Genomic DNA, 21,417 nt, shown 5'->3' on the forward strand with positions numbered 1-21,417 from the left:
AATCGGTCACGACATTTCGTTTAAATATGCTCAAAGATAAAGAATGGAGCGATAATATTTGCTTTGTTTTAGGTCTCACTTTCACAGGTCGACAATAATAATGTATGTAATAGAAGCAAGTGCAGTGTCATTGTATTTTTTGGGGAGCTGGAGGGTGCAGCGGGTTATTTCTGGTTTCGGCGAAATAGCAGGACAGGCGACGTTTCAGGTTAATGATGTGCGTGATGATTACTTAGATTTTAAAGAAGCTATGGTTTTGTCGAGTGCTCAGAATAAAGGTCAGGATCAAAAGCCAAATGCGTTTCGTACTTATCAGTATCGAATGACAGATGAAGGCTTTGATATATTTTTCTCTGATGGCGCAACAAAAGGAGATTTGTTTCTGAGTTTTGCTTTCGCCCAAGCCAGTGTTCTGACGTCGCATCATTTATGTATTAAAGACCATTATGACGCGAAGTTTGAATTTTTATCAGATAATGAGTTTGAATTGAGCTTTAGCGTGATTGGTCCGAAGAAAGACTATTCTATACAAACACAATTTACTCGAATGTGATTTCATCAAAAAAAAGCCAACGTGATGTTGGCTTTTGTTACTTATGGCGAGTCAGTCCGAGCTATTTGTCATTGATAAATCCGATTATGACTTCGGCAAGTTGTTCTGGAACTACTATTTGAGGAAAGTGCCCACAATTAAGAGAGGCGACTCCATTAGGAGAAACAAGCTTTATCATTTCTTGTTGGACTTCAGGAACCAGTGACCGATCACTTTCTGCAATGATGTAATACTTTGGAATGCTGCCCACGCCTTCTGGCGTCCAGTTTATAGCGATAACTCTTGAAGCATTCGGTTGAATCACCATTTTGTTATTGGCTAGATTGATGGCATCTTCTGTGGCGTCATGAAGAAAAACCTCCGTAATGCCTTCTACTTTAACTTTGGTACCGTGTGGTGTTTGCTGAAGATAGGGCGCAATGCCTTGTGTGTTGATTCCGTTCCGGGAAACTCTCTGACAAAGCTCAGTAAAGCTCATGCCGCTGGGCAGCATCATGCCAGCAACATAAATGATGCCTGCAATTTTGTTTGGTACTTCTTCTGCAACCGCTGTTGCAGTGAGGCCACCACCAGAGTGCGCGATTAACCAAACAGGGTCATCTATATCAGAAATGACATTCAAAACGTGCGACGTGTATTCTTTTATACCTGCTTTTGAATCAAGTGAGGTTTCGTAGCTTTCACTTCCCGGTAGATTAACTGTGTGACATGGCATAACGGAAGCGTCGAAGTGAGGGAGCAAAGATTCCCACGCCCAACCACTTGCCCATGCTCCATGGATAAAAACCAGATTGGTCATGGTTATTTTTCTCCGTAGGTTTTTTGGTACATTTGGATCATGTGTTTTTCAACCGTGGTTGGTGCGTATTTTGGTTGTTCGTTTTTTGGTAGGCAGGTTGGTATACACTTCACTTCATGGTCTAAATGACCACTGAAAAAGAATGGAATGGAGTATCGTTCATTGCCACTTTTGTTGATGACTCTATGTAAGGTTGAACGATATTGGTCGTTTGTCCATCGTGCTATCATGTCGCCAATATTCACGACGTAACTTCCTTGAATCGGCGGTGCATCAATCCAGTCTTCGGTTTTATTCGACCATACTTGCAGTCCACCATTTTCATCTTGTAAAAGAAGTGTTAACCCGCCAAAGTCAGTATGAGCACCGCAGCCTTTTTCATTTTTTGCTGGGTTAACTGGTTGTGGTGGGTAATGAAGCAACCTTAATGTAGCGAGTGGGTCATGGCAGAAGTCATTGAAAAAATCATCGGGTAAGTTGAGTGATAGAGCAATCAGAGACATAAGTTCTTCGCACAGAGAAGTCATTGCACTTAAATAGTCGGTTGCCACCCGTTTCAGATTTGGACGTTCCGTTGGCCATTGGTTTTGTCCAAAGTTAAATTTATTCGCTTTTACTAATGGGTGTTCAGCGTCATGGTCAAAACCTATGTAAAAGCCTTCTTTTACGTCAGGCGGTGAGCCTGCTTCCAGTGTTTGATTTCGAAGCGGCTCGTAGCCTCGGTTTGCCTTAGACAATTGCTTGTCTACTTTGAGTTTGCTTTCTAAGGGTAAATCGAAGAGTTGTGAACTTTCGGAAAATAGATTCGTTTGCAGTGACTCTTTAATACCGTGGCCGATAATGTAAAAGAAACCGTATTCTTTACAAGCCTTTCCTATTTTTAGTGCTAGTTCTTTTTTTTGAGGGAGAGGTGCCTGTTGGTAGCCAGATAAATCAATAATAGGTAACGCCGTAGTGATTGTGTTTTGAACCTTCATATCTCACCAATTATCCGAATGTTTGACGAATGAAGTGTCATCCTATCAGTCGAATAGTGAGTGTTGATAACGCTTATTTTCGATGAGGGTGTTGCTGAAAAGGCATCACTCGATGGTAGTAAATTGTGACGCTTGGCTAAGCTCGTGAATGAGGTCTCTGACAAAATGATCTGCTGCAACAGGTAAGGTTCTGTTTGCTCTGACGTAGACGCCCAGTTCAGAATTAATTCTGTTTGGCTGAGTGATTGGAATATGAAATAACCTTTGATGCGCTAGATCTTCTTCTATTCCGATAATCGTTTGAAACGCTATGCCCATACCGCTCATTGCGAGTTTTCGTGATAACTCTACAGAATTGGTTTCGATCACTTGGTGAGATGGGCCTATCAGATTAATAAAACTGCTCAGATGCTTATAAATCGAGAGGCCTTTTTTACTTAGGATTAATGGATACGTGCTGCATTCTTGAAGGCTGGTTTCTTCTTTACTAGCAAGTGGGTGATCCTGTGCTACGACGGCACCAAGGACATAGTTTTGTACCCATAATTGGTTTAAATCCCTTAAATGTTCAAGGTCAAAGGCTAAGCCAATATCCACATCGCCATTGATAATCAATTCGGGTGTTTTTGATGAGCCTATTACGTGGACTCCAACCGATATATTTGGAAAGCGCTTCCGGAAATCTTTTATTACACGGGGTATGAGCTCGATAGAAGGACCTTCTACTGTAGCGATTTCAATATGCCCTTTTTGTATACCTTTTATGGCGTCAATTTCCGAGTAAAGGCGCTCTGCATCTTTTAACACCATTTGTGCGTGTCTTGCGAAACTTTCTCCTGCAGAGGTCAGTTTCAAACCATTCGGTGATCTTTCGAAAAGCTGGATTTCAAGATCATCTTCCAGCTTTTGTATTTGTCTACTAACAGCCGATGTCGCAATGTTAAGCGAACGGGATGCTTCTCTAATTGATCCGAGGCGTCGAACACTATCAAAGCAATAAATGGCAGTGGAATGAATGCGCCTTTTTGAAGTCAATGAGTGATCCAGTGTGTGATGTAGAGTACATGAAGCTAACGATAATAACTTCAAAGTAGACAATCTTATAGTGGAAGTTTGTGCGATGGGTTTTATCTATTCAATAATCACTGGCTAGGTAGTGTTAATTTGCTATGTCTTTAGTCAATGGTTGTCGTTGCGCCTTAAGTGACTTTCAAAAGCCCGAATTAACAGTGATAGGCTCAATGTTAGCGTTAAATACATGAAGGCGACGACGTTGTAAGTTTCAAAGAATTGAAAGGTAGAAGAGCTAAAGACTTTACCCAGTTGGGTGATGTCTTGTACGCCTAAAACGGAAACAAGAGCAGAGTCTTTGATCATGGCGACAAGGTCATTACCAAGAGGTGGTAATATTTTTTTCATGGCTTGTGGCAAAATGATTAGGCGGAAGCGATGCCAACTTGATAAGCCAAGTGCTTGTGCAGCTTCGATTTGGCCTTTGCCCACTTCTTGAATGCCTGCACGAAATACTTCCGCAATGAAGGCACTGTAACTAATAGCGAGAGCAATGATGGCACGCCACAATAAAGTAAAGTCGCGAGTTCGTGCTTTTTCAATCCAGCCTTGTTCAATAGGAGTTTGCATTGCCCAGTTGTAAAAGTTAACTACTTCCGGTGCCCCCACAAAAGCAATATAAAAAAGTAAAACGAGAACAGGAATGCCGCGAAAAATTTCCACATAGAAACGAGCCGTTTCACGTATGATGCGATAACGAGAAAATCCTGCTAAAGCCACGACCAGACCAATAGAACTGGCAATGATGAAAGCCATAAAGGTGACGCCTATAGTCGTCAGTAATCCTTCGCTTAGCGCGCCCGCAATTCTTTGGTAGCTTTGATCGGCAATCATGTTCCATAGTAAAACTAAGGCGATAACAAGAATGGTGACTAGCCACCAAGGTGTGCGTTCTAACGTTCGTTTCAAAGGCATCATTACGTAACTGTGCAACCATTTAATAGATGGTTGAATAAAGAAAAAACCGATCGTCAGTTTAACAAGAGAGGATCGGTTACAGGCAGACTCTTAATATAGAGTCATTGGTTATCGCTTTACTGCTGGTTATAGTCGAAGAACCATTTTTTATTTAGTGCATCCAAAGTACCATCAGCTTTCATGCTTTTTATAGCGGCGTTGACTGGCGCAACAAGGTCAGAGCCCGGAGTGAAGATAAAACCAAAATCTTCTGAGCCTAATGGACCGCCGATGATTTTAAACGCGCCTGGATTTGCTCCAATGTAACCACGGGCTGAGGCCGCATCCATTAATACACTGTCCACATCGCCTGATTTTAGGGCTTGAACTGATGCACCAAAGGTTTCTAATAAAGTAATGCGAGGATTGTCTTCATTGCCATCTAATACATCATAAACGGCAACGTAGAAATTCGTTGTGCCGGCTTGCGCTCCAAAATGAAAATCATCATTCGCCGCGAAAGATTTTGCATCGGTGAAGCGGTTTTCATCTGCTCGAACCAACATGAACTGTTGAGATGTTAAGTAAGGAGCAGAGAAGTCAATTTGCTGTGCCCGTTCTTCGTTGATGGTAATGCCATCCATACCAACGTCGTACTGTTCTTGTTTTACTGCTTGGATCATTGTGTCCCAGCTACTTAAGTGCCATTCGATTTTGGCATTTAGACGTTTACCAATTTCATTCATTGCATCGTATTCCCAACCAATGCCTTTGCCTGTGGCTGGATCCACAAAGTTTAAAGGTGTGTAAGCGTTTTCAGTTACAGCCAAAATAGTACGGCCTTTTAGATCTGGCAAGCTGTCGGCAAAGCTCAAGCTGCTGATGGATACGGCCGCAATAATGGCTAAGCGAGATAGCATAGAGATCATGGTGTTTTACCTTTTAGGCTATGTGTTGGGTTGTGTGGGATTTAATAATGGCCGGGATTATACACAGTAGATGAATGTCAGACCATTGAATCTTGTAGTGATCAAGTAGCATGTCATGACGTAAGCGCGTATATTTGTCATGGTTTTTCAGTCGAAAATAAAAGACATTTAAACCAGTAAATAATCTTGCAGATTGTTTAATCAATAGATTTAACCATAAGTGCAGAGATGTAAAATCGATATGTTTCGTGAACTCACTCCAAAGGAAGCTTTTCAAACTCATTGCTTAGGGCAAATGGGCGTTGTTTCTTGGTTGTCTGCGTCTGAAGGTGTTTCGGGTACGGTATTTATGCCGACTCAAGCCTGGGGTTTGGTGTCTGAAGTTAGTACAACTGACGTTAATAATGTGTCTAACCTTACCTCTCTTTCGTTTGATAAGTCTTCACAGAATTCAGTTACGAATACAGCCTCTGCTGGTTTTGGTGTATCTGAACCTGTGGTTAAAATGTTGCCAGAAGAGAAAGAGCAATCTGTCAATCATCTCCGTGAACAGCTGAATGCTGGGCCAGAAATTATTGTTGAAGATTTACAGCCAATTGAAGAGTTGGCCGTGGATATTATAGTTGAGCCTGATCCAGCGATTACTAGTCGAGTTACGCGTCTTGATATTCGTGCTTATGTTTTGTCGAATAAATTACTGATTTTGAGTGATGTGCCGCAAATGTTTTCGCAAGAAGAAGACGTTGAAAGGCTTGCTCTGAAAATGGGACAAGCTTTATTAAAGCAGCCTATCGATGAGTGGCAAGGTAGTGCTTTTTCTTGGCCGGGTGCATTAAGAAATCAGCATTTTCTGACGCGCACAGATTGGTTGTTTGGTGCTGTCGAAAGTTATGTTGCTCGTTTGGTGAAGAGTTTTCCTGAGCAACCCATGTTGGTGCTTGCTGGTGATCATATTTCCCAATTGGTTGACGATTTACCAGCTGAAAGCCCCTTGAAAACCTACCCAACCGCGCGCATTGTTAGTTTATCGGAATTGTATCGTATTCCTGAGTTACGTAAAGAAGCATGGGACGTTATGCAATCTAGCTTTTTTAACGTAACCCCTCATTCAAGTATCTAATTATTACAGGGCGCTGAATCTTATGGTGTCGTCTATCTCTATTCGTCAGGCTGTTGAGTCTGACCTTCAGGCTCTTGTTTTTCTTGATGCTGTATCGAACCCTCATCCTTGGGGGAATCTTTGGTGCTTGATGCTCTAAAAACAAGAAAAAACTGGGTAGTAGAGCAAGTTGAAGAAAAGTTAGGCAAAACTGAAACTTCATTGTTGGGTTGGCTGACAGCCTCTCAATGGGGGGATCAGTCTGAGTTAGAGTTGATTGTTGTGAGCCTTGTTGCACGTCGGCAAGGTTACGCAAAGAAGTTAATGGCAGCTTGGTTATATGATGCAGCGCAACACAATGTAACGGAATACTTGTTAGAAGTACGAGAATCAAATATTAGTGCGATTAGCTTATATAAATCTTTAGATTTTGAGCTAGTGGGGCGTCGAAAAAATTATTATCAAACAGAACTGGGCTATGAAGCAGCCTGTTTGTTTACGTTGAAAGTGTAAAATACATTTATTTATAGAAGAGGCTGGGGTTTTAGTATGAATATGAGCAAAGTATTGGTTCCTATCGCCAACGGCAATGAAGACATTGAAACAATCACTATTATTGATGTGTTGCGTCGTGGTGGTATTGAAGTGACGATGGCGAGTGTGCATGACTCAAAGCAAGTGACTATGGCACATGGTTGTAAGCTTGAAGCTGATGTTTTGTTAACAGACGTTACTGACATAATGTATGACGCCATTGTGTTGCCTGGCGGAATGCCGGGGGCTGAAAACCTGCGAGACAGTGAATTATTAACGAATATGTTAGAAAAACATGACATAGAAGACGCCTTGCTGGCGGCTTTATGTGCATCACCAGCGGTTGTCTTTGGTACGCATGGTTATGTTATTGATAAGCAGGCGACATGTTACCCAGGATTTGAAGATGGTCTAACAGGTGCTGAATATATATCCGACCTTCCTGTCGTGATGGATGAGAACATCCTTACTGGAAAAGGGCCAGCGGCAGCCATGGTGTTTTCATTGACTGTTTTGGGTAACTTGAAAGGATATGAAACAGCCCAAAAAGTGGCAGATGACCTACTCTGCTAAGGGCTGCCTATTCTTGACTAAAGAGTCAGTCAAAAAGCCGTAAAATCGGGCGTTTTTGGTGATTTACTTGGCATTCAAGGTGGACGATCGCGGCGTATAATAGTAAAATTGCTCAGATTTTTTGAGCGTTGTATTTATCAGAAAGACAAATGATAAATCAGTATCAAAAACGCAATTATTTAAAAGCGAGATGAATCTAGGTTCGTCTCGCTTTTTTGCAACCTGAATAGGCTCTAAACGGGAGGTTCCTTTGGCAACAACAGCGATTCTAGCTCTGGAAGACGGCACTGTATTTAAAGGCGTGTCGATCGGAGCTGATGGCTCATCAACTGCTGAGGTAGTATTTAATACCTCAATGACTGGTTATCAAGAAATTCTTACCGATCCTTCCTATGCTCGACAAATGGTCACCTTGACCTATCCCCATATCGGGAATACTGGCGTTAACTCTGAAGATGAAGAATCCAGCAATGTATGGTGTGAAGGGTTGATTATTCGCGATCTTCCTTTGATTTCTAGCAGCTGGCGTTCAGAAGAGTCTCTTGATTCTTACCTTAAACGTAAAGGTGTTGTGGGTATTGCCGACATCGATACACGAAAGCTAACTCGTATCTTGCGTGAAAAAGGCGCTCAAGCGGGTTGCATCATCGCAGGTGATGATGCTCTAGAGAAAACAGAAGAAGCTATTGCTGCTGCTCGTTCTTTTCCAGGTTTGAAAGGCATGGATCTAGCGAAAGAAGTGACTGTTAAGAAAGCATACGAGTGGACAGAATCTACTTGGGATCTTGTTAAAGGTCATACAACACCAGACTCTTCTGAGTTTCACGTGGTTGCTTATGACTATGGTGTGAAGCGCAATATTCTCCGCATGCTGGTTGAACGTGGTTGCCGCCTGACTGTTGTTCCTGCACAAACACCTGCAAGTGATGTTTTAGCGATGAATCCAGATGGTGTTTTCTTATCAAATGGTCCAGGTGATCCAGAGCCATGTGATTACGCCATTCAAGCAATCAAAGAAATTCTTGAAACGGCTATTCCAGTATTCGGGATTTGCCTTGGTCATCAACTCTTAGCTTTGGCCTCTGGTGCGAAAACTAAGAAGATGAAATTCGGCCACCACGGTGCGAACCATCCAGTACAAGCTATTGAAAAAGGCACAGTGATGATCACTAGCCAAAACCACGGTTTTGCGGTTGATGAAGACAGTTTGCCAGCGAACCTTGTGATGACTCACAAGTCTTTGTTTGATGCTTCTTTGCAAGGTATTGCTCGTACAGATAAAAGCGCGTTTAGTTTCCAAGGTCATCCGGAAGCAAGCCCAGGGCCACATGATGTTGCGCCTTTGTTCGATCAGTTCATTGAAAACATCAAAGCATCCAAAGCCACTATCGCCTAAAAGACAGGACGGAACGAGAAGACTATGCCAAAACGTACTGACATAAAAAGCGTTTTAATTTTAGGTGCTGGCCCGATCATCATCGGCCAGGCCTGTGAATTCGATTACTCTGGTGCGCAAGCGTGTAAAGCGTTACGAGAAGAAGGCCTTCGTGTCATTCTTGTTAACTCTAACCCAGCGACCATTATGACTGATCCAGCTATGGCCGATTCGACTTACATCGAGCCTGTTGAATGGAAGACAGTTGCTAAAATTATTGAGAAAGAACGTCCTGATGCAGTTCTACCAACAATGGGTGGCCAAACGGCATTGAATTGTGCGCTTGATCTTGAGAAGCATGGTGTATTGGCTGAATTCGGTGTTGAAATGATTGGTGCGACTGCTGATGCGATAGATAAAGCAGAAGACCGTAATCGTTTTGACCAAGCAATGAAAGCGATAGGTCTTGAATGCCCGCGTGCTGGCATTGCACATAGTATGGAAGAAGCTTTGAATGTACAGGCGAACTTAGGTTTTCCTTGTATTATTCGTCCCTCTTTCACCATGGGTGGCACCGGTGGCGGTATCGCATACAACATGGAAGAGTTTGAAGAGATCTGTACTCGTGGTTTGGATTTATCACCAACCAATGAATTGTTAATCGATGAGTCTTTGATCGGTTGGAAAGAGTACGAGATGGAAGTTGTCCGTGACAAAAAAGACAACTGCATCATTGTTTGTGCGATTGAGAACTTCGATGCCATGGGCGTTCACACAGGTGACTCCATCACAGTAGCACCAGCACAGACTCTGACAGACAAAGAATATCAAATCATGCGTAACGCTTCTTTAGCTGTATTGCGTGAGATTGGTGTTGAGACAGGTGGTTCAAACGTACAGTTCGGTATGGACCCAAAAACAGGTCGTCTTGTGGTTATCGAGATGAATCCTCGTGTGTCTCGTTCTTCTGCTTTGGCATCGAAAGCGACTGGTTTCCCTATTGCAAAAATTGCTGCGAAATTGGCGATTGGCTACACATTAGATGAATTGCAAAACGACATTACTGGTGGTCAAACGCCAGCGAGTTTCGAGCCAGCAATTGACTATGTTGTGACTAAGATTCCTCGTTTCACTTTTGAGAAATTCCCAACAGCGAATGATCGTCTAACGACTCAAATGAAGTCTGTGGGTGAAGTGATGGCGATTGGTCGTACTTTCCAAGAGTCTTTGCAAAAAGCATTACGTGGTTTGGAAGTCGGTGCAGATGGCTTTAATCCTCAGTTGGATTTTTCGGAAGAAAACAGCAAAGAAAAATTGGCTTACGAGCTTCAGTCTCCAGGTGCCGATCGTATTTGGTACATTGGTGATGCTTTCCGTTCTGGCATGTCAGTGGATGAAATCTATGCAGCAACGGGTGTTGATCATTGGTTCTTGGTGCAAATTGAGGATTTGATCAAAGAGGAAACAGCACTTGCTGATAAAGGTTTGGTTGACTTGAGTTATGATGTGATTCGTCGCTTGAAACGTAAAGGTTTCTCTGACTCTCGTCTTGCAACATTGTTAAGTGTGACTGAAAAATCTTTGCGTGAACGCCGTTACTTGATGAACGTGCACCCAGTCTACAAGCGTGTTGATACTTGTTCGGCTGAATTTGCGACAAATACAGCGTACATGTATTCCACGTACGAAGATGAGTGTGAAGCGGCGCCAACGGATAAAGACAAAATCATTATTCTTGGTGGTGGTCCAAACCGTATCGGCCAAGGTATCGAGTTTGATTACTGTTGTGTTCACGCCGCATTAGGTTTGCGTGAAGACGGTTATGAAACCATTATGGTGAACTGTAACCCAGAAACAGTTTCTACTGATTACGATACATCGGATCGTTTGTATTTTGAGCCAGTTACGTTAGAAGACGTATTAGAAATCGTACGAAAAGAAAAACCAAAAGGCGTTATCGTACAGTTTGGTGGTCAAACACCACTGAAAATCGCTCGTGCTTTGCAAAACGAAGGTGTACCAATCATAGGTACAACTCCTGAGTCGATTGACCGTGCAGAAGACCGCGAACGTTTCCAAAGTATGATTCAGCGTTTAGGTTATAAACAGCCACATAATGCGACTGTTCGAAGCGTTGAGCAAGCCGCTGTTAAAGCCGCTGAAATCGGTTATCCATTGGTTGTTCGCCCATCTTATGTATTGGGTGGCCGCGCGATGGAAATCGTTTATAACGAAAAAGATCTAAACCGTTATATGACAACCGCTGTGAAAGTGTCTAACGACAGTCCAGTATTGCTTGATCACTTCTTGAATGCAGCAATCGAGATTGATATCGACTGTATCTCTGATGGTCATCAAGTGGTTATCGGCGGCATCATGCAACATATCGAACAAGCGGGCGTTCACTCCGGTGACTCTGCGTGTTCTTTGCCTCCTTACTCATTGTCCGAAGATGTGCAAAACGACATTCGTGACATGATTAAGAACATGGCGCTTGAGCTTGGTGTGATCGGTTTGATGAATACTCAGCTTGCGGTGCAAGATGGTGAAATCTACGTTATCGAGGTGAATCCTCGCGCATCACGAACTGTCCCTTTTGTTTCTAAATGTATCGGACGTTCTTTGGCGCAAGTTGCGGCCTTGGTGATGGCAGGTAAAACATTGGATGAGCTTGGTTTCACAAAAGAAATCATCCCTTCTTACTACAGTGTGAAAGAAGCGGTTTTCCCATTCAATAAGTTCCAAGGTGTCGATCCGATTCTTGGACCTGAGATGAAGTCTACGGGCGAAGTCATGGGAGTTGGCGATACATTTGCTGAAGCCTTTGGTAAAGCAGTTCTTGGTGGTGGTACTGAATTACCAACATCCGGTCGTGCTTTCATCAGTGTCCGTGACATGGACAAAGAAGGCGCGGTAGCTGTTGCTCGTCGTTTGGCTGATTTAGGCTTTGATCTGGTCGGTACAGAAGGTACAGCGAAATACCTGACAGATAATGGCGTTGCGGTTAGTAAGGTCAATAAGGTGAACGAAGGTCGTCCTCATATTGTTGATATGATGAAAAACGGTGAGATTGATTACATCATCAATACTACATCTGGCACGCAAGCCATTACAGATTCTTCTGTCATTCGTCGTACAGCATTGCAGCGCAAGGTTTGTTACACTACGACATTGGCTGGTGCTGAAGCCACAAGTATGGCGATAGGCCTAACAGGTGAAACGAAAGTTAGAAGACTGCAAGATTTGCACTTGGGGAAATAATGAAAAAAGTACCAATGACAGTAGAAGGTGAAGCTCGTCTAAGAGAAGAGTTAAATCACCTTAAAACTGTCGTTCGTCCTCGCGTGATTGCGGATATCGCAACTGCGCGTGAGCACGGCGACTTAAAAGAAAATGCAGAATACCATGCTGCTCGTGAAGAGCAGGGGTTTGCTGAAGGCCGTATTAAAGAGATCGAAGGTAAGCTGTCTGATTCACAAGTAATTGATGTGAAATCATTGCCAGCTTCATCTAAAGTTATTTTCGGCACAACAGTAACGCTTTTTAATGTGGATACTGAAGATACAGTCACTTATAAGATTGTTGGTGATGATGAAGCGGATGTGAAGGTTAAGAAAATTTCTTACGCTTCACCGATTGCTAAAGCTATCATTGGGAAAGAAGAAGGTGACGAGGTTGTCGTCAAGATTCCAAGTGGCGAAGCAACGTATGAGATCGAGAAAGTCGAATACATTTAATGTATTTAGTTTTCTTTTAAAAACCACGATGTGAAAGCATCGTGGTTTTTTTATACCTGTTTTGTTGAAAGGGAATGTAATTTAAAAAAGAGATGCTACATCTGCGCTCTTTTTACAATCCAGAATTCGATGTGTTACTGGAAATATCTATTTTTGCTTATCATCACAGCACCCACATGATTCTTCATTAGTTACTTCTGCCCAATGTTTCAGTTTTGATGTTTTACCAATACCAGGGTTGAAGCTATTTGTTGGATCGATTTTTTGATAGAAGCTTTTCAATGTATCTTTCGCTGCATACTCATGGCCGACATTATGTTCTGCGGGATATTCTGCTCCCCTTTGATCAAAAGTCGCCAGGATTTTGTTTTTAAGTGCTTTACTATCGACGCCTTTTTTTACAATGTAATTTTGGTGCATCACATGGCAAAACAAATGACCATAATAGTATTTGTAAGCAATTTGCTCTTCAATTTCAGGTGCTAGTGTTTCAAACCAGTCTTTTTCATTACGCGGAAAAGCAACATCTATGGTCATCATGCTACCTAGTTTTGAACTATTGAGCCCGTGAAAACGGCCAATGGCACCAGCAGCAACAAAGCGATGTAATATGGCTTTTTCACCTTCTTCAGGTGTACATTCAAAGAAATTACCGTCTTTCTCTTTAAAGAACTCAGTTAGATATTGTCGTGCTTCGTCTACACCATCATTACAGGTTTCGATAATCCAATGATGTTCATATTGATCACGATATTCTTCCATACGTTTAGGTAGATGATTTGGCCATAAATAACTTAGGCCCTGCATAATACGATCCGACAATTTACTTGGTAAAAAGGAAAATTTTCCAGCGATGCGATCAACTGTACGCTTTAAACCGAATAACTTTGGAATGTATTTTGAACCAAGCTTATCGATGACAACAAAGGTGTCTTTCCCATATTTTTTCGAATCGTCATAACATTGGCGATGAATATATTCACCTGAGACAGGTAGGTTCTTAAAGTTTGCCAGCATGTGGCGGCGAATGTGATAGAAATCTTCAGTGTCATTGGTACCAACATAGAAAACTTGCTGTTTTTTCGGGATTTCAAAAGTGTCTAAACGCACAGCGAATACAGCTAATTTACCAGCGCAGCCTGCAGACTCGTGTAAACGTCGTCCATCGTTATTGAAGCGTGATGGTGTGTCGGCCTCTACATCACGTATACGCTCGTGATATTCATTGTCAGAGGCGCGTTTTTTGGGAAATTCAATGTCAGAAACTCGGTATTTTTTCTTGTCTAAATTGGTCAGGATTTCTTCGGGTGTGTCGCCGAGTTGAATTCCTAAGTTGTTGACTAGGGTTAAGCTGCCATCAGCTTCTACTTGAGCGAATAACGACAGTTCGGTATACGCTGGTCCACGTTGTACAAGTGCGCCGCCTGAGTTATTACAAATACCACCAACAATGGAGGCGCCGATACAAGAAGAGCCGATAACAGAGTGAGGCTCTCGTCCATAAGGCGCCAGAATTTCTTCCAAACCGAATAGCGTGCTGCCAGCTAAGGCAACAATTTGTTTACCTTCATCTATTAATTGAATCTGGTCGATACGCATGGTGTTGATAATAACAATCGGGCGGTCATAGTCTTTTCCATCAGGAGTAGAACCACCTGTTAAACCTGTGTTTGCTGCTTGCATAATGACAATGACATCAGCTCTATTGCAGGCTTCCAGTGCTTTCCAGATCTCTAACAAGCTGGCTGGACGAACAACCGCTATTGCTTCACCAGAACCAAAACGAAAACCTTTACAGTAAGGTTGCATCTTATCTGGGTCTGTTAAAGTGTGATTTTGGCCAATGGTTGTTTTTAGATTTTTTATAAGATGTTGTATCGCGTCAGCCATGAAGATTCCTGTCTAGTGTCTGAAGTAAATGTTGAGTTCTGATCTTAACTTAATCGAGGGGGGATTGGTAAGGCGTGATGTGGATCTAGGTGAGAGACGTTGAGTTAGAAATCTATTGATTATAATTATGGTATATTTGGTTTTTTTCATTAATTGTAAGGATACCTAATGGCAAGTCGTATCTTATTGTCTGAATCTAATGATCCGCATTTTAATTTAGCAGTGGAGGATTGTATTTTTCGCTCTATGCCAGCCGATCAACGTGTATTGTTTTTATGGCGAAATGCTGACACTGTCGTGATTGGTCGTGCGCAAAACCCATGGAAAGAATGCAATATTAATAAAATGAATCAGGATAAGGTCACTCTTGCTCGCCGTCAAAGTGGCGGTGGTGCTGTATTTCATGATTTAGGTAACACTAATTTTACCTTTATGGCTGGAAAGCCTGAGTACAACAAGGATGTATCCACGAGTATTGTTTTGCAAGGTTTGAAAAAACTGGATATTGAAGGCTATGCCAATGGGCGTAATGACTTAGTTATTGGCGAAGGTGAGAATATGCGTAAGTTCTCAGGTTCTGCATATAAAGAAACCAAAGACCGAGGGTTTCATCATGGTACTTTGTTGCTGCACGCAGACTTGAGCCGTCTTGCTAATTACTTGAATCCTGATCCTAAAAAACTGCAATCAAAAGGAATTACATCCGTACGTTCTCGTGTGACGAACTTGGATAGTCTACGACCAGATATTGATCACATCATTGTTTGCGAGGCGATTATTGAAGCCTTCTGTGAGTATTTTAATGAAACGCCAGAGATCGAATATATCTCGCCAAAAATTTTACCAGATCTTCCCGGTTTTGTTGAAAAGTTTGCTCAACAGCAGAGCTGGGATTGGAACTTTGGGAAATCACCAGAGTTTACTCACAGCTTAAATGAGCGTTTCCAATGGGGCGGAGTAGAGGTTTATCTAAACCTTCAAAAAGCCAAAATTTGTGCGGCGCAGGCATTTACCGACAGCTTATACCCAGACCCGATTGAAGAACTCAGTGAGCGCTTAGTTGGTGTTACTTACCTTCCCGAAGCTGTTGCTAAATGCGTGGATGAATTGATAGAAAGCTATCCAGATCATAAAGCCAATTTAGAAGAGATGAAGGAGTGGTTAGTAACCTCTATTGCTTAATGGGGTATAAGCAAAGGGATCTTGCTTCTCTAGGTGAGTTGTATTTGCCTATGGAAGAACATAGAATGAGAACTGTTTTCATTTATATGTAGGCGTTTTAATATGTTGAGTTCTAAGATTTTAATCATTGAAGATGATGTCTTCTTGGGTCAAAAAATGTCTCAACTATTAGAGTCTAAAGGGTTCAACACTGAGGTTTGTCATGATGGAGAGCAAGGTTTGCTGTCTGCTCTTAAATCGTCTTTTGATTTGATATTGTTAGATATCATGTTGCCCAATATGAATGGTCTAAATGTATTAAATTTACTGCGCAAAGAGCGTCAAACGCCGGTGATGATGATCACAGCTCTTGGTGCAGAAGAAGATCGCATTAAAGGGTTAAGTATTGGGGCAGATGACTACCTTCCTAAACCCTTTAACTTCACAGAAATGGTGTTGCGTGTTGATGCTCTGCTGCGTCGCTCCTTACAGAATAAAAAACCTGCAAATACATTAGATTTAAAGGATGATTACTTACTTCTGTCTCGTCTTGAACAAAGTGTTGCCTACAATCAGCAATCTATAGAACTGTCTCCTATTCAATTTCGACTCTTGTGGCTTTTAGTCGAAAATAAAGGCGATATCCTTACTAAGGCCTTCTTATCTCAAATAGCGTTAAATAAAGCTTATAACCAATATGATCGAAGTCTGGATATGCATGTCAGCCGTATTCGCAAAAAACTGGTAGCGACTGGTATGCCAAGTGATTATTTAACAACGGTTCATGGGAAAGGGTATTGCTACCGATGAAAAATCGACTGTTGTGGAAATTACTTTTTGTTATCGCCGTTGGCACCGTTGTATTTTTCTGGCTAATTGATCTTATTTCACATCATACCGAAGAAAGTATGAGCTATATTGATGTCTCTTATCGAGAAGAGCTTAGAGAATACGCTAGAGAAGCTGAAAGGATTCTTTATGAAAAAGGTGAAGACGCTTTAGCCGTTTGGGTAAAAGAGATTGAAGAGAAAGAAGATACGTGGATTGCCATTGCACAATCTTCGATTACAACATTATCAAACACAAGCCTCTCGCAGCGCTATATAGATGATTTTAGGTTAGGTCGTAGCCTAGATTGGAAAATTCATTTGTATTTTTCTGGTAATCCAACCATGGATATTTTTTTTGAAGATGGTATTAACCATTTCTTGATCCAACTACCACAGAGAATGCGTCCCGGTAATAATTTATTAATTGTTGATCTGATTTTACAGATAGCCATTCCATTTTTACTGCTTTGTTTAATCACTTTTGTATTATACAAGCACATGATGAAACCATTAAAAAAATTGGAAAAAGCGACTCGTCAATTCAGTGAAGGACAATTGGATGTACGTGCAAGTGATGGGCTTTCTCCACGTCATGATGAACTGACTAAACTGGCTTCTACTTTTGATCATATGGCGGATCGAATCAGCACATTAATCACAGATCAGCGCCAATTATTGGCAGATTTATCACATGAACTGAGAACGCCATTAACGCGATTAAATATTGCTGTAGATTGTGTTGAGCAAAACTTAGACTCGGAGAAGGCCTTGGAAAGGCTTCGTTATGAATCTTCCAATATGCAGGACTTAATCGACGATGCTTTGACCCTTGTTTGGTTTAATACTGAGTCGCCCAAACTTGCTCTGGAAGACTTAGAAATTACTTCGCTTTTGCAAGTGATTGTTGACGATGCTCAATATGAATTTTCTCAGCATAAAATTAAGTTAATTCAATCAGACCATGAATTCTTTATAAAAAGTGCTCAACAGGCATTGACTGCTGCTTTGGAAAATATCATAAGAAATGCACTTTTTCATACTCCAATAGGAAAAACTGTCACGGTGGAGCTTAAGCAGGAAATTGACAACCTTACCATTGAAGTAAGAGATCAAGGTTACGGTGTACCTGAGAAATATTTAGAAAAAATCTTCAAACCTTTTTTTCGAATAAAGCAAGATAGCCATGATAATGAGCGTAGTGTCAGTTCTAAAAAAAGTGGTTATGGTTTAGGGCTAGCTTTGGCAAAGCGTCAAATTATTGCTCTTGGTGGCTCAATATACGCAGAAAACCTCTCCAACGAACAAGGTGCAGGTTTGATGGTTTGTATCCAATTACCCTACTGTGCATCATTAACTCAAAGAAGAAATGAATAGTCCTTTCTATTGGTAAATGTAACAGATGTAAAAGACATTCACTTTCTTTACATAATGAAGATAATACCCAATATCAAATGTAAACAATTCTCATTTATAGAGGTATTTATGCTTTCCCGTCATTTATTTTCAAAGACTATCTTGGCCATTGCCATTTCTCAAGCCGCTTTGTCAGGCATCGTTATCGCCGAAGAAAGTACTGTACTTGATGAATTGAAAATTGAGGGTCGTGCTATTACAGAGCTAGACCAAGAAATTACAGCACAAGACATTGAAAAGAACCAAGCTAGTAGCCTAGAAGACTTATTCCGTAACAAAAGTGAAGTGACTGCTGGCGGTGGTATTAGCTCTGGTCAGAAAATATATGTGCGAAATATAGGTGAAGATGCTCTAAATATCACCATCGATGGTGCTGAACAACCTATTGCGGTATTTCATCACTCTGGACGAATTTCTATTGAACCAGAACTTTTGAAGAGTGTTGAAGTAGAGGCGGGTGCCGCCAATGCAACTTCTGGCCCAGGAGCACTAGGCGGTTCAGTTCGCTTCGTAACCAAAGATGCGAGCGACTTATTAAGTGACGATCAAAATATCGGCGCTCTACTCAAATCTACTTACAGTAGTAATGGCGATGGTTTAAAAAATAGCGCTACTGTTTATGGTCGTACAGAGTCAGGAAAAGTAGATGGTATGCTTCATATCACCAGTGGGAGTCATGATAACTATGAAGATGGCGCTGGAAATGAAATAGTTGGCTCTGAACAAGATGAACAATTAGGTTTTGCAAAAATCAAAACACAGTTAACTGATGAACAAAGCTTGACTCTTAGCTATGAGAACATGGAAGAAACCGGTGATATTCTTTATAGACCAGAATGGATTCCGTCAGGTGGCAACTACCTTCGTGACACAGAGTTACTTCGTGAAACTACAACATTGAATTATCGATTTACAGACCAGGATAATGACTTAATAGATACTAAAGTAACTGTTTACCAAACTCAAAGAGATCAAAACCAACTAACAGAAAGCTCTGGCGACTACACTGAAGCGTATACCTCAACATTTGGTTTCAACGTAGAAAATACAAGCCTTATAGATAATCATGAAGTGACTTATGGCATAAACTATCGTGATGATGAAAGTTATATGCACACATATGAAAGTAGCGCTCATGCTTATTATGAAGAATCTGGCTCTGTTACTGGGTTATATATTCAAGATACTATTGAACTTAGTAATATGACTATCTCTACCGGTGCTCGCTATGACTATTACAGTTTAACTGATGTAAATGACACAGAGTTTTCTTCTGGTGGTTTATCACCAAACTTAGGTGCTATTTATCATGTAAATGATACTCTTGATGTTCACGCCAACTATGCACAAGCGTTACGCGGCCCAGAAATAAAAGATGTATATGCAATATGGAATTATACGAACCTATCCACTTTAGATGTTGAAACATCCCACAACATTGAATTAGGTGCAACTTACCGTAAGAAGCAGTTAGAAGTAGGCTTTGGTGTTTACCAATCAATCATCGATGATCCTATTGGCTTAGTTGCAACACGTACATACGACAATTTAGACGACTCTATTGAAACAACAGGCTTCTATTTAGACGTTACTTACCAATTCGAAAAATTAATTGCAGGTTTACATTTCCACACCGCTGAAAGCTTGGCTGGAGATGATTTCGTATCCCGTTATGAATACGGTTCAACAGCAGCCAATATAGGCGATACTCTAGTACTTAGCTTAGATTATGAGGCAAGTAAAACTTTCCAAGCTGGTTGGTCTGCAGAATTCGTAAAAGGCATGTATGATTTAGAATCCTATGTTGACCTATACAGTCAAAATATTGAGTATGACAAACCTGGTTACGCTGTACATAATATCTATGCAAAATGGCTACCACTAGGTGATGACCAACTAACGGTTTCATTAGTAATCAATAACCTCTTTGATAAAGAGTACCTAAGTCATGCAGCCATTGATAATTGGACAGACACTTGGTCGAATATCTCAGGTCAAAATGCCGCTGGCCGTGACATCCGCCTAAGTGCTGCTTATAAATTCTAATCACAATCGAACAATAATAATTCCCTTTTACGCCAGCTCTTATCTCATAAGAGTTGGCGTTTTTTATTGTTTAAGGCTCGATTAATTAAAAATCATTTAGCAACTTTCGCTGTTGCTTCTATTTCAATTAGAGTGTCTGGTGAGGCTAAAGATGTAACACCAATTCCAGTAAGGGCAGGACGTGATGTGCCTAATGTATTTGCAATAATCGGTACGATAATTTCCATATAATCTGCAGCTTCGCCACGAACATAAACACGTAATTGTAAAATGTTTTCAACCGATGAGTTGGCCGCCGCCAAAACAGTCATGACATTTTCTGTTGCTCTTATTGTTTGCGTCTCAATGTCATTGTGATTGGCTTGGGAATCAGTATTCCAATCTACTTGCCCTGATATAAAGATTAAGCCGGTGTTTGTATCGATTGTCGCCTGTGACATGCCTATTTCTTTTCCATCGTATAAAGATGTTGGGTTAATGCGTTTAATGGTCATGTGTACCTCTATCTAGTGTTTTAAAGTGGCGCTAGAGTAGTGGTAAGTGTTTTTCTAGACGAGCAAGCTAGCCTTGTTACTGATACAAGGTGTTTTATGATTTATTGGAAAAGCGTTCATGGATAATATCGAGAATCCAGCGAATTAAAGGATCATGTTTTGCGCTTGAATGATAAGCCGCAACAACTTGATATCCAGGAGGGTATTTTTCCAATGGAATCTCAATGAGTCCTTCGCATGGCATGAGTCTAGAAGGAATAAATCCTACCATCTCTGATTGTTTTAAAAACTCTTTCGCCATGAAGAACGAAGGTGCAGATAGGACAGTATTGCGTTGCACTCCTTGTTGTTCAAGCCAGCTATCGGCAGATCCTGTAAAACTGCCAACACCAGGAGATACAATAATAAAGTCGTGTTTAACGAGATCTTTTAATGACAAAGGTCGATCAACCGTTATGTCTTTATTTGCAGATACGCATAGATATTTTTCTAAAAATAAAGGCGTTGAAACTAATCCTTCAGGGACATAAGCGCTGGTTGTAAAGGCAATATCTATTGAGCCTTGAAGCATTCTTTTGGTGAGGTTGACACTCTCTATATTGGTTACGATCACCTTAATCTTTGGTGCATATTGCCTGAGTTTTTTAATTAAATCTGCAATGATTATTTGTTGAGTATAGTCCGTTGCACTTATTGAAATGGTTCTTTCTATTTCGTCTGATTCAATTGTATTAAGTTGCGGAATTTTATTAATACGAATCAATATGTCTTGAATATGTGGCTCAATTTGCTTGGCGTAAGGAGTGGGTGTCATACCATGACCCGTTCGGGCAAAAAGTTGATCGCCTAGAATCTCTCTTATCTTTTTGAGCTGAAGGCTAGTCGCTTGTTGAGAAACCGCTAAATATTCCGCAGCAGCAGAAATATTACCGAACTGAAATAACGCATCTAATGTTCTGAGGTGACTGATTTCAAGCTTTTCTATCATGGGAGTCTCATTGAAAGCTAAGTTTTCAACAGTATATTACGCTGCACTCAT

General features: G+C 41.2%; 19 protein-coding genes. 11 read left to right on the forward strand and 8 right to left on the reverse strand.

Annotated elements, in window-relative coordinates; all coding sequences use genetic code 11:
- The first annotated feature begins 124 nt into the window (after positions 1–124).
- Positions 125–553, forward strand: a complete 429-nt coding sequence (locus tag AC0L3Y_RS07275; protein ID WP_473470152.1) for a DUF6314 family protein — start codon at positions 125–127, stop codon at positions 551–553.
- Between the two features lie 61 nt (positions 554–614).
- On the opposite strand, the gene AC0L3Y_RS07280 is transcribed toward AC0L3Y_RS07275, so the two are convergent.
- The 5 genes from AC0L3Y_RS07280 to AC0L3Y_RS07300 all read right to left on the reverse strand — a co-directional run bounded on the left by AC0L3Y_RS07280 (position 615) and on the right by AC0L3Y_RS07300 (position 5,226).
- Positions 615–1,352, reverse strand: coding sequence for an alpha/beta fold hydrolase (locus AC0L3Y_RS07280; RefSeq protein WP_473470153.1), 738 nt, complete (start codon positions 1,350–1,352; stop codon positions 615–617).
- 2 nt (positions 1,353–1,354) lie between these two features.
- Positions 1,355–2,329 (reverse strand): isopenicillin N synthase family dioxygenase, encoded by a 975-nt coding sequence (locus AC0L3Y_RS07285; protein ID WP_473470154.1) that lies wholly within the window; start codon positions 2,327–2,329, stop codon positions 1,355–1,357.
- A gap of 105 nt (positions 2,330–2,434) precedes the next feature.
- Positions 2,435–3,418, reverse strand: coding sequence for a LysR family transcriptional regulator (locus tag AC0L3Y_RS07290; RefSeq protein WP_473470155.1), 984 nt, complete (start codon positions 3,416–3,418; stop codon positions 2,435–2,437).
- A 90-nt stretch (positions 3,419–3,508) separates the two neighbouring features.
- Entirely contained in the window at positions 3,509–4,318 is an 810-nt protein-coding gene (locus AC0L3Y_RS07295; protein WP_473470156.1) for an amino acid ABC transporter permease, read from the reverse strand.
- 116 nt (positions 4,319–4,434) lie between these two features.
- A complete protein-coding gene (locus AC0L3Y_RS07300) occupies positions 4,435–5,226 on the reverse strand; it encodes a transporter substrate-binding domain-containing protein (protein ID WP_473470157.1) in 792 nt (263 codons plus the stop codon).
- Positions 5,227–5,467: 241 nt separating this feature from the next.
- On the opposite strand from AC0L3Y_RS07300, the gene AC0L3Y_RS07305 reads away from it, so the two are divergent.
- The 6 genes from AC0L3Y_RS07305 to greA all read left to right on the forward strand — a co-directional run bounded on the left by AC0L3Y_RS07305 (position 5,468) and on the right by greA (position 12,544).
- Positions 5,468–6,346 carry a hypothetical protein gene (locus tag AC0L3Y_RS07305; RefSeq protein WP_473470158.1) on the forward strand — a complete coding sequence of 293 codons (879 nt, stop codon included), beginning with the start codon at positions 5,468–5,470 and terminating at the stop codon, positions 6,344–6,346.
- A 123-nt stretch (positions 6,347–6,469) separates the two neighbouring features.
- Entirely contained in the window at positions 6,470–6,838 is a 369-nt protein-coding gene (locus AC0L3Y_RS07310) for a GNAT family N-acetyltransferase (RefSeq protein WP_473470160.1), read from the forward strand.
- A 36-nt stretch (positions 6,839–6,874) separates the two neighbouring features.
- Positions 6,875–7,432, forward strand: coding sequence for a DJ-1 family glyoxalase III (locus tag AC0L3Y_RS07315; protein WP_473470161.1), 558 nt, complete (start codon positions 6,875–6,877; stop codon positions 7,430–7,432).
- A gap of 250 nt (positions 7,433–7,682) precedes the next feature.
- The gene (gene carA / locus AC0L3Y_RS07320; RefSeq protein WP_473470162.1) at positions 7,683–8,828 is read left to right on the forward strand and encodes a glutamine-hydrolyzing carbamoyl-phosphate synthase small subunit; all 1,146 of its coding nucleotides are present in this window, start codon (positions 7,683–7,685) and stop codon (positions 8,826–8,828) included.
- A gap of 24 nt (positions 8,829–8,852) precedes the next feature.
- On the forward strand, positions 8,853–12,068 hold the full coding sequence (gene carB / locus AC0L3Y_RS07325) for a carbamoyl-phosphate synthase large subunit (RefSeq protein WP_473470163.1): 3,216 nt from the start codon (positions 8,853–8,855) through the stop codon (positions 12,066–12,068).
- Complete coding sequence (gene greA / locus AC0L3Y_RS07330; RefSeq protein ID WP_473470164.1) at positions 12,068–12,544, forward strand: transcription elongation factor GreA; 477 nt, start codon at positions 12,068–12,070, stop codon at positions 12,542–12,544. Before carB ends, greA begins: the two co-directional genes overlap by 1 nt.
- 147 nt (positions 12,545–12,691) lie before the next feature.
- On the opposite strand, the gene dld is transcribed toward greA, so the two are convergent.
- On the reverse strand, positions 12,692–14,434 hold the full coding sequence (gene dld / locus AC0L3Y_RS07335; protein ID WP_473470165.1) for a D-lactate dehydrogenase: 1,743 nt from the start codon (positions 14,432–14,434) through the stop codon (positions 12,692–12,694).
- 168 nt (positions 14,435–14,602) lie between these two features.
- On the opposite strand from dld, the gene AC0L3Y_RS07340 reads away from it, so the two are divergent.
- From AC0L3Y_RS07340 to AC0L3Y_RS07355, 4 genes are all read left to right on the forward strand, one after another.
- A complete protein-coding gene (locus AC0L3Y_RS07340; RefSeq protein ID WP_473470166.1) occupies positions 14,603–15,616 on the forward strand; it encodes a lipoate--protein ligase in 1,014 nt (337 codons plus the stop codon).
- Positions 15,617–15,718: 102 nt separating this feature from the next.
- On the forward strand, positions 15,719–16,405 hold the full coding sequence (locus AC0L3Y_RS07345; RefSeq protein ID WP_473470167.1) for a response regulator transcription factor: 687 nt from the start codon (positions 15,719–15,721) through the stop codon (positions 16,403–16,405).
- Positions 16,402–17,799, forward strand: coding sequence for a histidine kinase sensor domain-containing protein (locus AC0L3Y_RS07350; protein WP_473470169.1), 1,398 nt, complete (start codon positions 16,402–16,404; stop codon positions 17,797–17,799). The genes AC0L3Y_RS07345 and AC0L3Y_RS07350 overlap by 4 nt, the downstream gene beginning before the upstream one ends.
- A 108-nt stretch (positions 17,800–17,907) precedes the next feature.
- Positions 17,908–19,884, forward strand: a complete 1,977-nt coding sequence (locus AC0L3Y_RS07355) for a TonB-dependent receptor domain-containing protein (RefSeq protein ID WP_473470171.1) — start codon at positions 17,908–17,910, stop codon at positions 19,882–19,884.
- Positions 19,885–19,976: 92 nt separating this feature from the next.
- Here the strand turns inward: AC0L3Y_RS07355 and AC0L3Y_RS07360 are convergent, their stop codons facing one another.
- Together AC0L3Y_RS07360 and AC0L3Y_RS07365 are read right to left on the reverse strand one after the other, a co-directional pair.
- The gene (locus AC0L3Y_RS07360) at positions 19,977–20,378 is read right to left on the reverse strand and encodes a RidA family protein (protein ID WP_473470173.1); all 402 of its coding nucleotides are present in this window, start codon (positions 20,376–20,378) and stop codon (positions 19,977–19,979) included.
- A gap of 94 nt (positions 20,379–20,472) precedes the next feature.
- Positions 20,473–21,366 carry a LysR family transcriptional regulator gene (locus AC0L3Y_RS07365; protein ID WP_473470175.1) on the reverse strand — a complete coding sequence of 298 codons (894 nt, stop codon included), beginning with the start codon at positions 21,364–21,366 and terminating at the stop codon, positions 20,473–20,475.
- Positions 21,367–21,417: the final 51 nt, after the last annotated feature.

The organism is Marinomonas sp. GJ51-14, assembly GCF_055808695.1.

Coding starts and splice junctions, on each gene's coding strand:
- AC0L3Y_RS07280 (WP_473470153.1), bottom strand. CDS start 1,352: ATGACCAATCTGGTTTTTATCCATGGAGCATGGGCAAGTGGTTGGGCG.
- AC0L3Y_RS07285 (WP_473470154.1), bottom strand. CDS start 2,329: ATGAAGGTTCAAAACACAATCACTACGGCGTTACCTATTATTGATTTA.
- AC0L3Y_RS07295 (WP_473470156.1), bottom strand. CDS start 4,318: ATGATGCCTTTGAAACGAACGTTAGAACGCACACCTTGGTGGCTAGTC.
- AC0L3Y_RS07300 (WP_473470157.1), bottom strand. CDS start 5,226: ATGATCTCTATGCTATCTCGCTTAGCCATTATTGCGGCCGTATCCATC.
- AC0L3Y_RS07305 (WP_473470158.1), top strand. CDS start 5,468: ATGTTTCGTGAACTCACTCCAAAGGAAGCTTTTCAAACTCATTGCTTA.
- AC0L3Y_RS07315 (WP_473470161.1), top strand. CDS start 6,875: ATGAATATGAGCAAAGTATTGGTTCCTATCGCCAACGGCAATGAAGAC.
- carB (WP_473470163.1), top strand. CDS start 8,853: ATGCCAAAACGTACTGACATAAAAAGCGTTTTAATTTTAGGTGCTGGC.
- greA (WP_473470164.1), top strand. CDS start 12,068: ATGAAAAAAGTACCAATGACAGTAGAAGGTGAAGCTCGTCTAAGAGAA.
- dld (WP_473470165.1), bottom strand. CDS start 14,434: ATGGCTGACGCGATACAACATCTTATAAAAAATCTAAAAACAACCATT.
- AC0L3Y_RS07340 (WP_473470166.1), top strand. CDS start 14,603: ATGGCAAGTCGTATCTTATTGTCTGAATCTAATGATCCGCATTTTAAT.
- AC0L3Y_RS07345 (WP_473470167.1), top strand. CDS start 15,719: ATGTTGAGTTCTAAGATTTTAATCATTGAAGATGATGTCTTCTTGGGT.
- AC0L3Y_RS07350 (WP_473470169.1), top strand. CDS start 16,402: ATGAAAAATCGACTGTTGTGGAAATTACTTTTTGTTATCGCCGTTGGC.
- AC0L3Y_RS07355 (WP_473470171.1), top strand. CDS start 17,908: ATGCTTTCCCGTCATTTATTTTCAAAGACTATCTTGGCCATTGCCATT.
- AC0L3Y_RS07360 (WP_473470173.1), bottom strand. CDS start 20,378: ATGACCATTAAACGCATTAACCCAACATCTTTATACGATGGAAAAGAA.
- AC0L3Y_RS07365 (WP_473470175.1), bottom strand. CDS start 21,366: ATGATAGAAAAGCTTGAAATCAGTCACCTCAGAACATTAGATGCGTTA.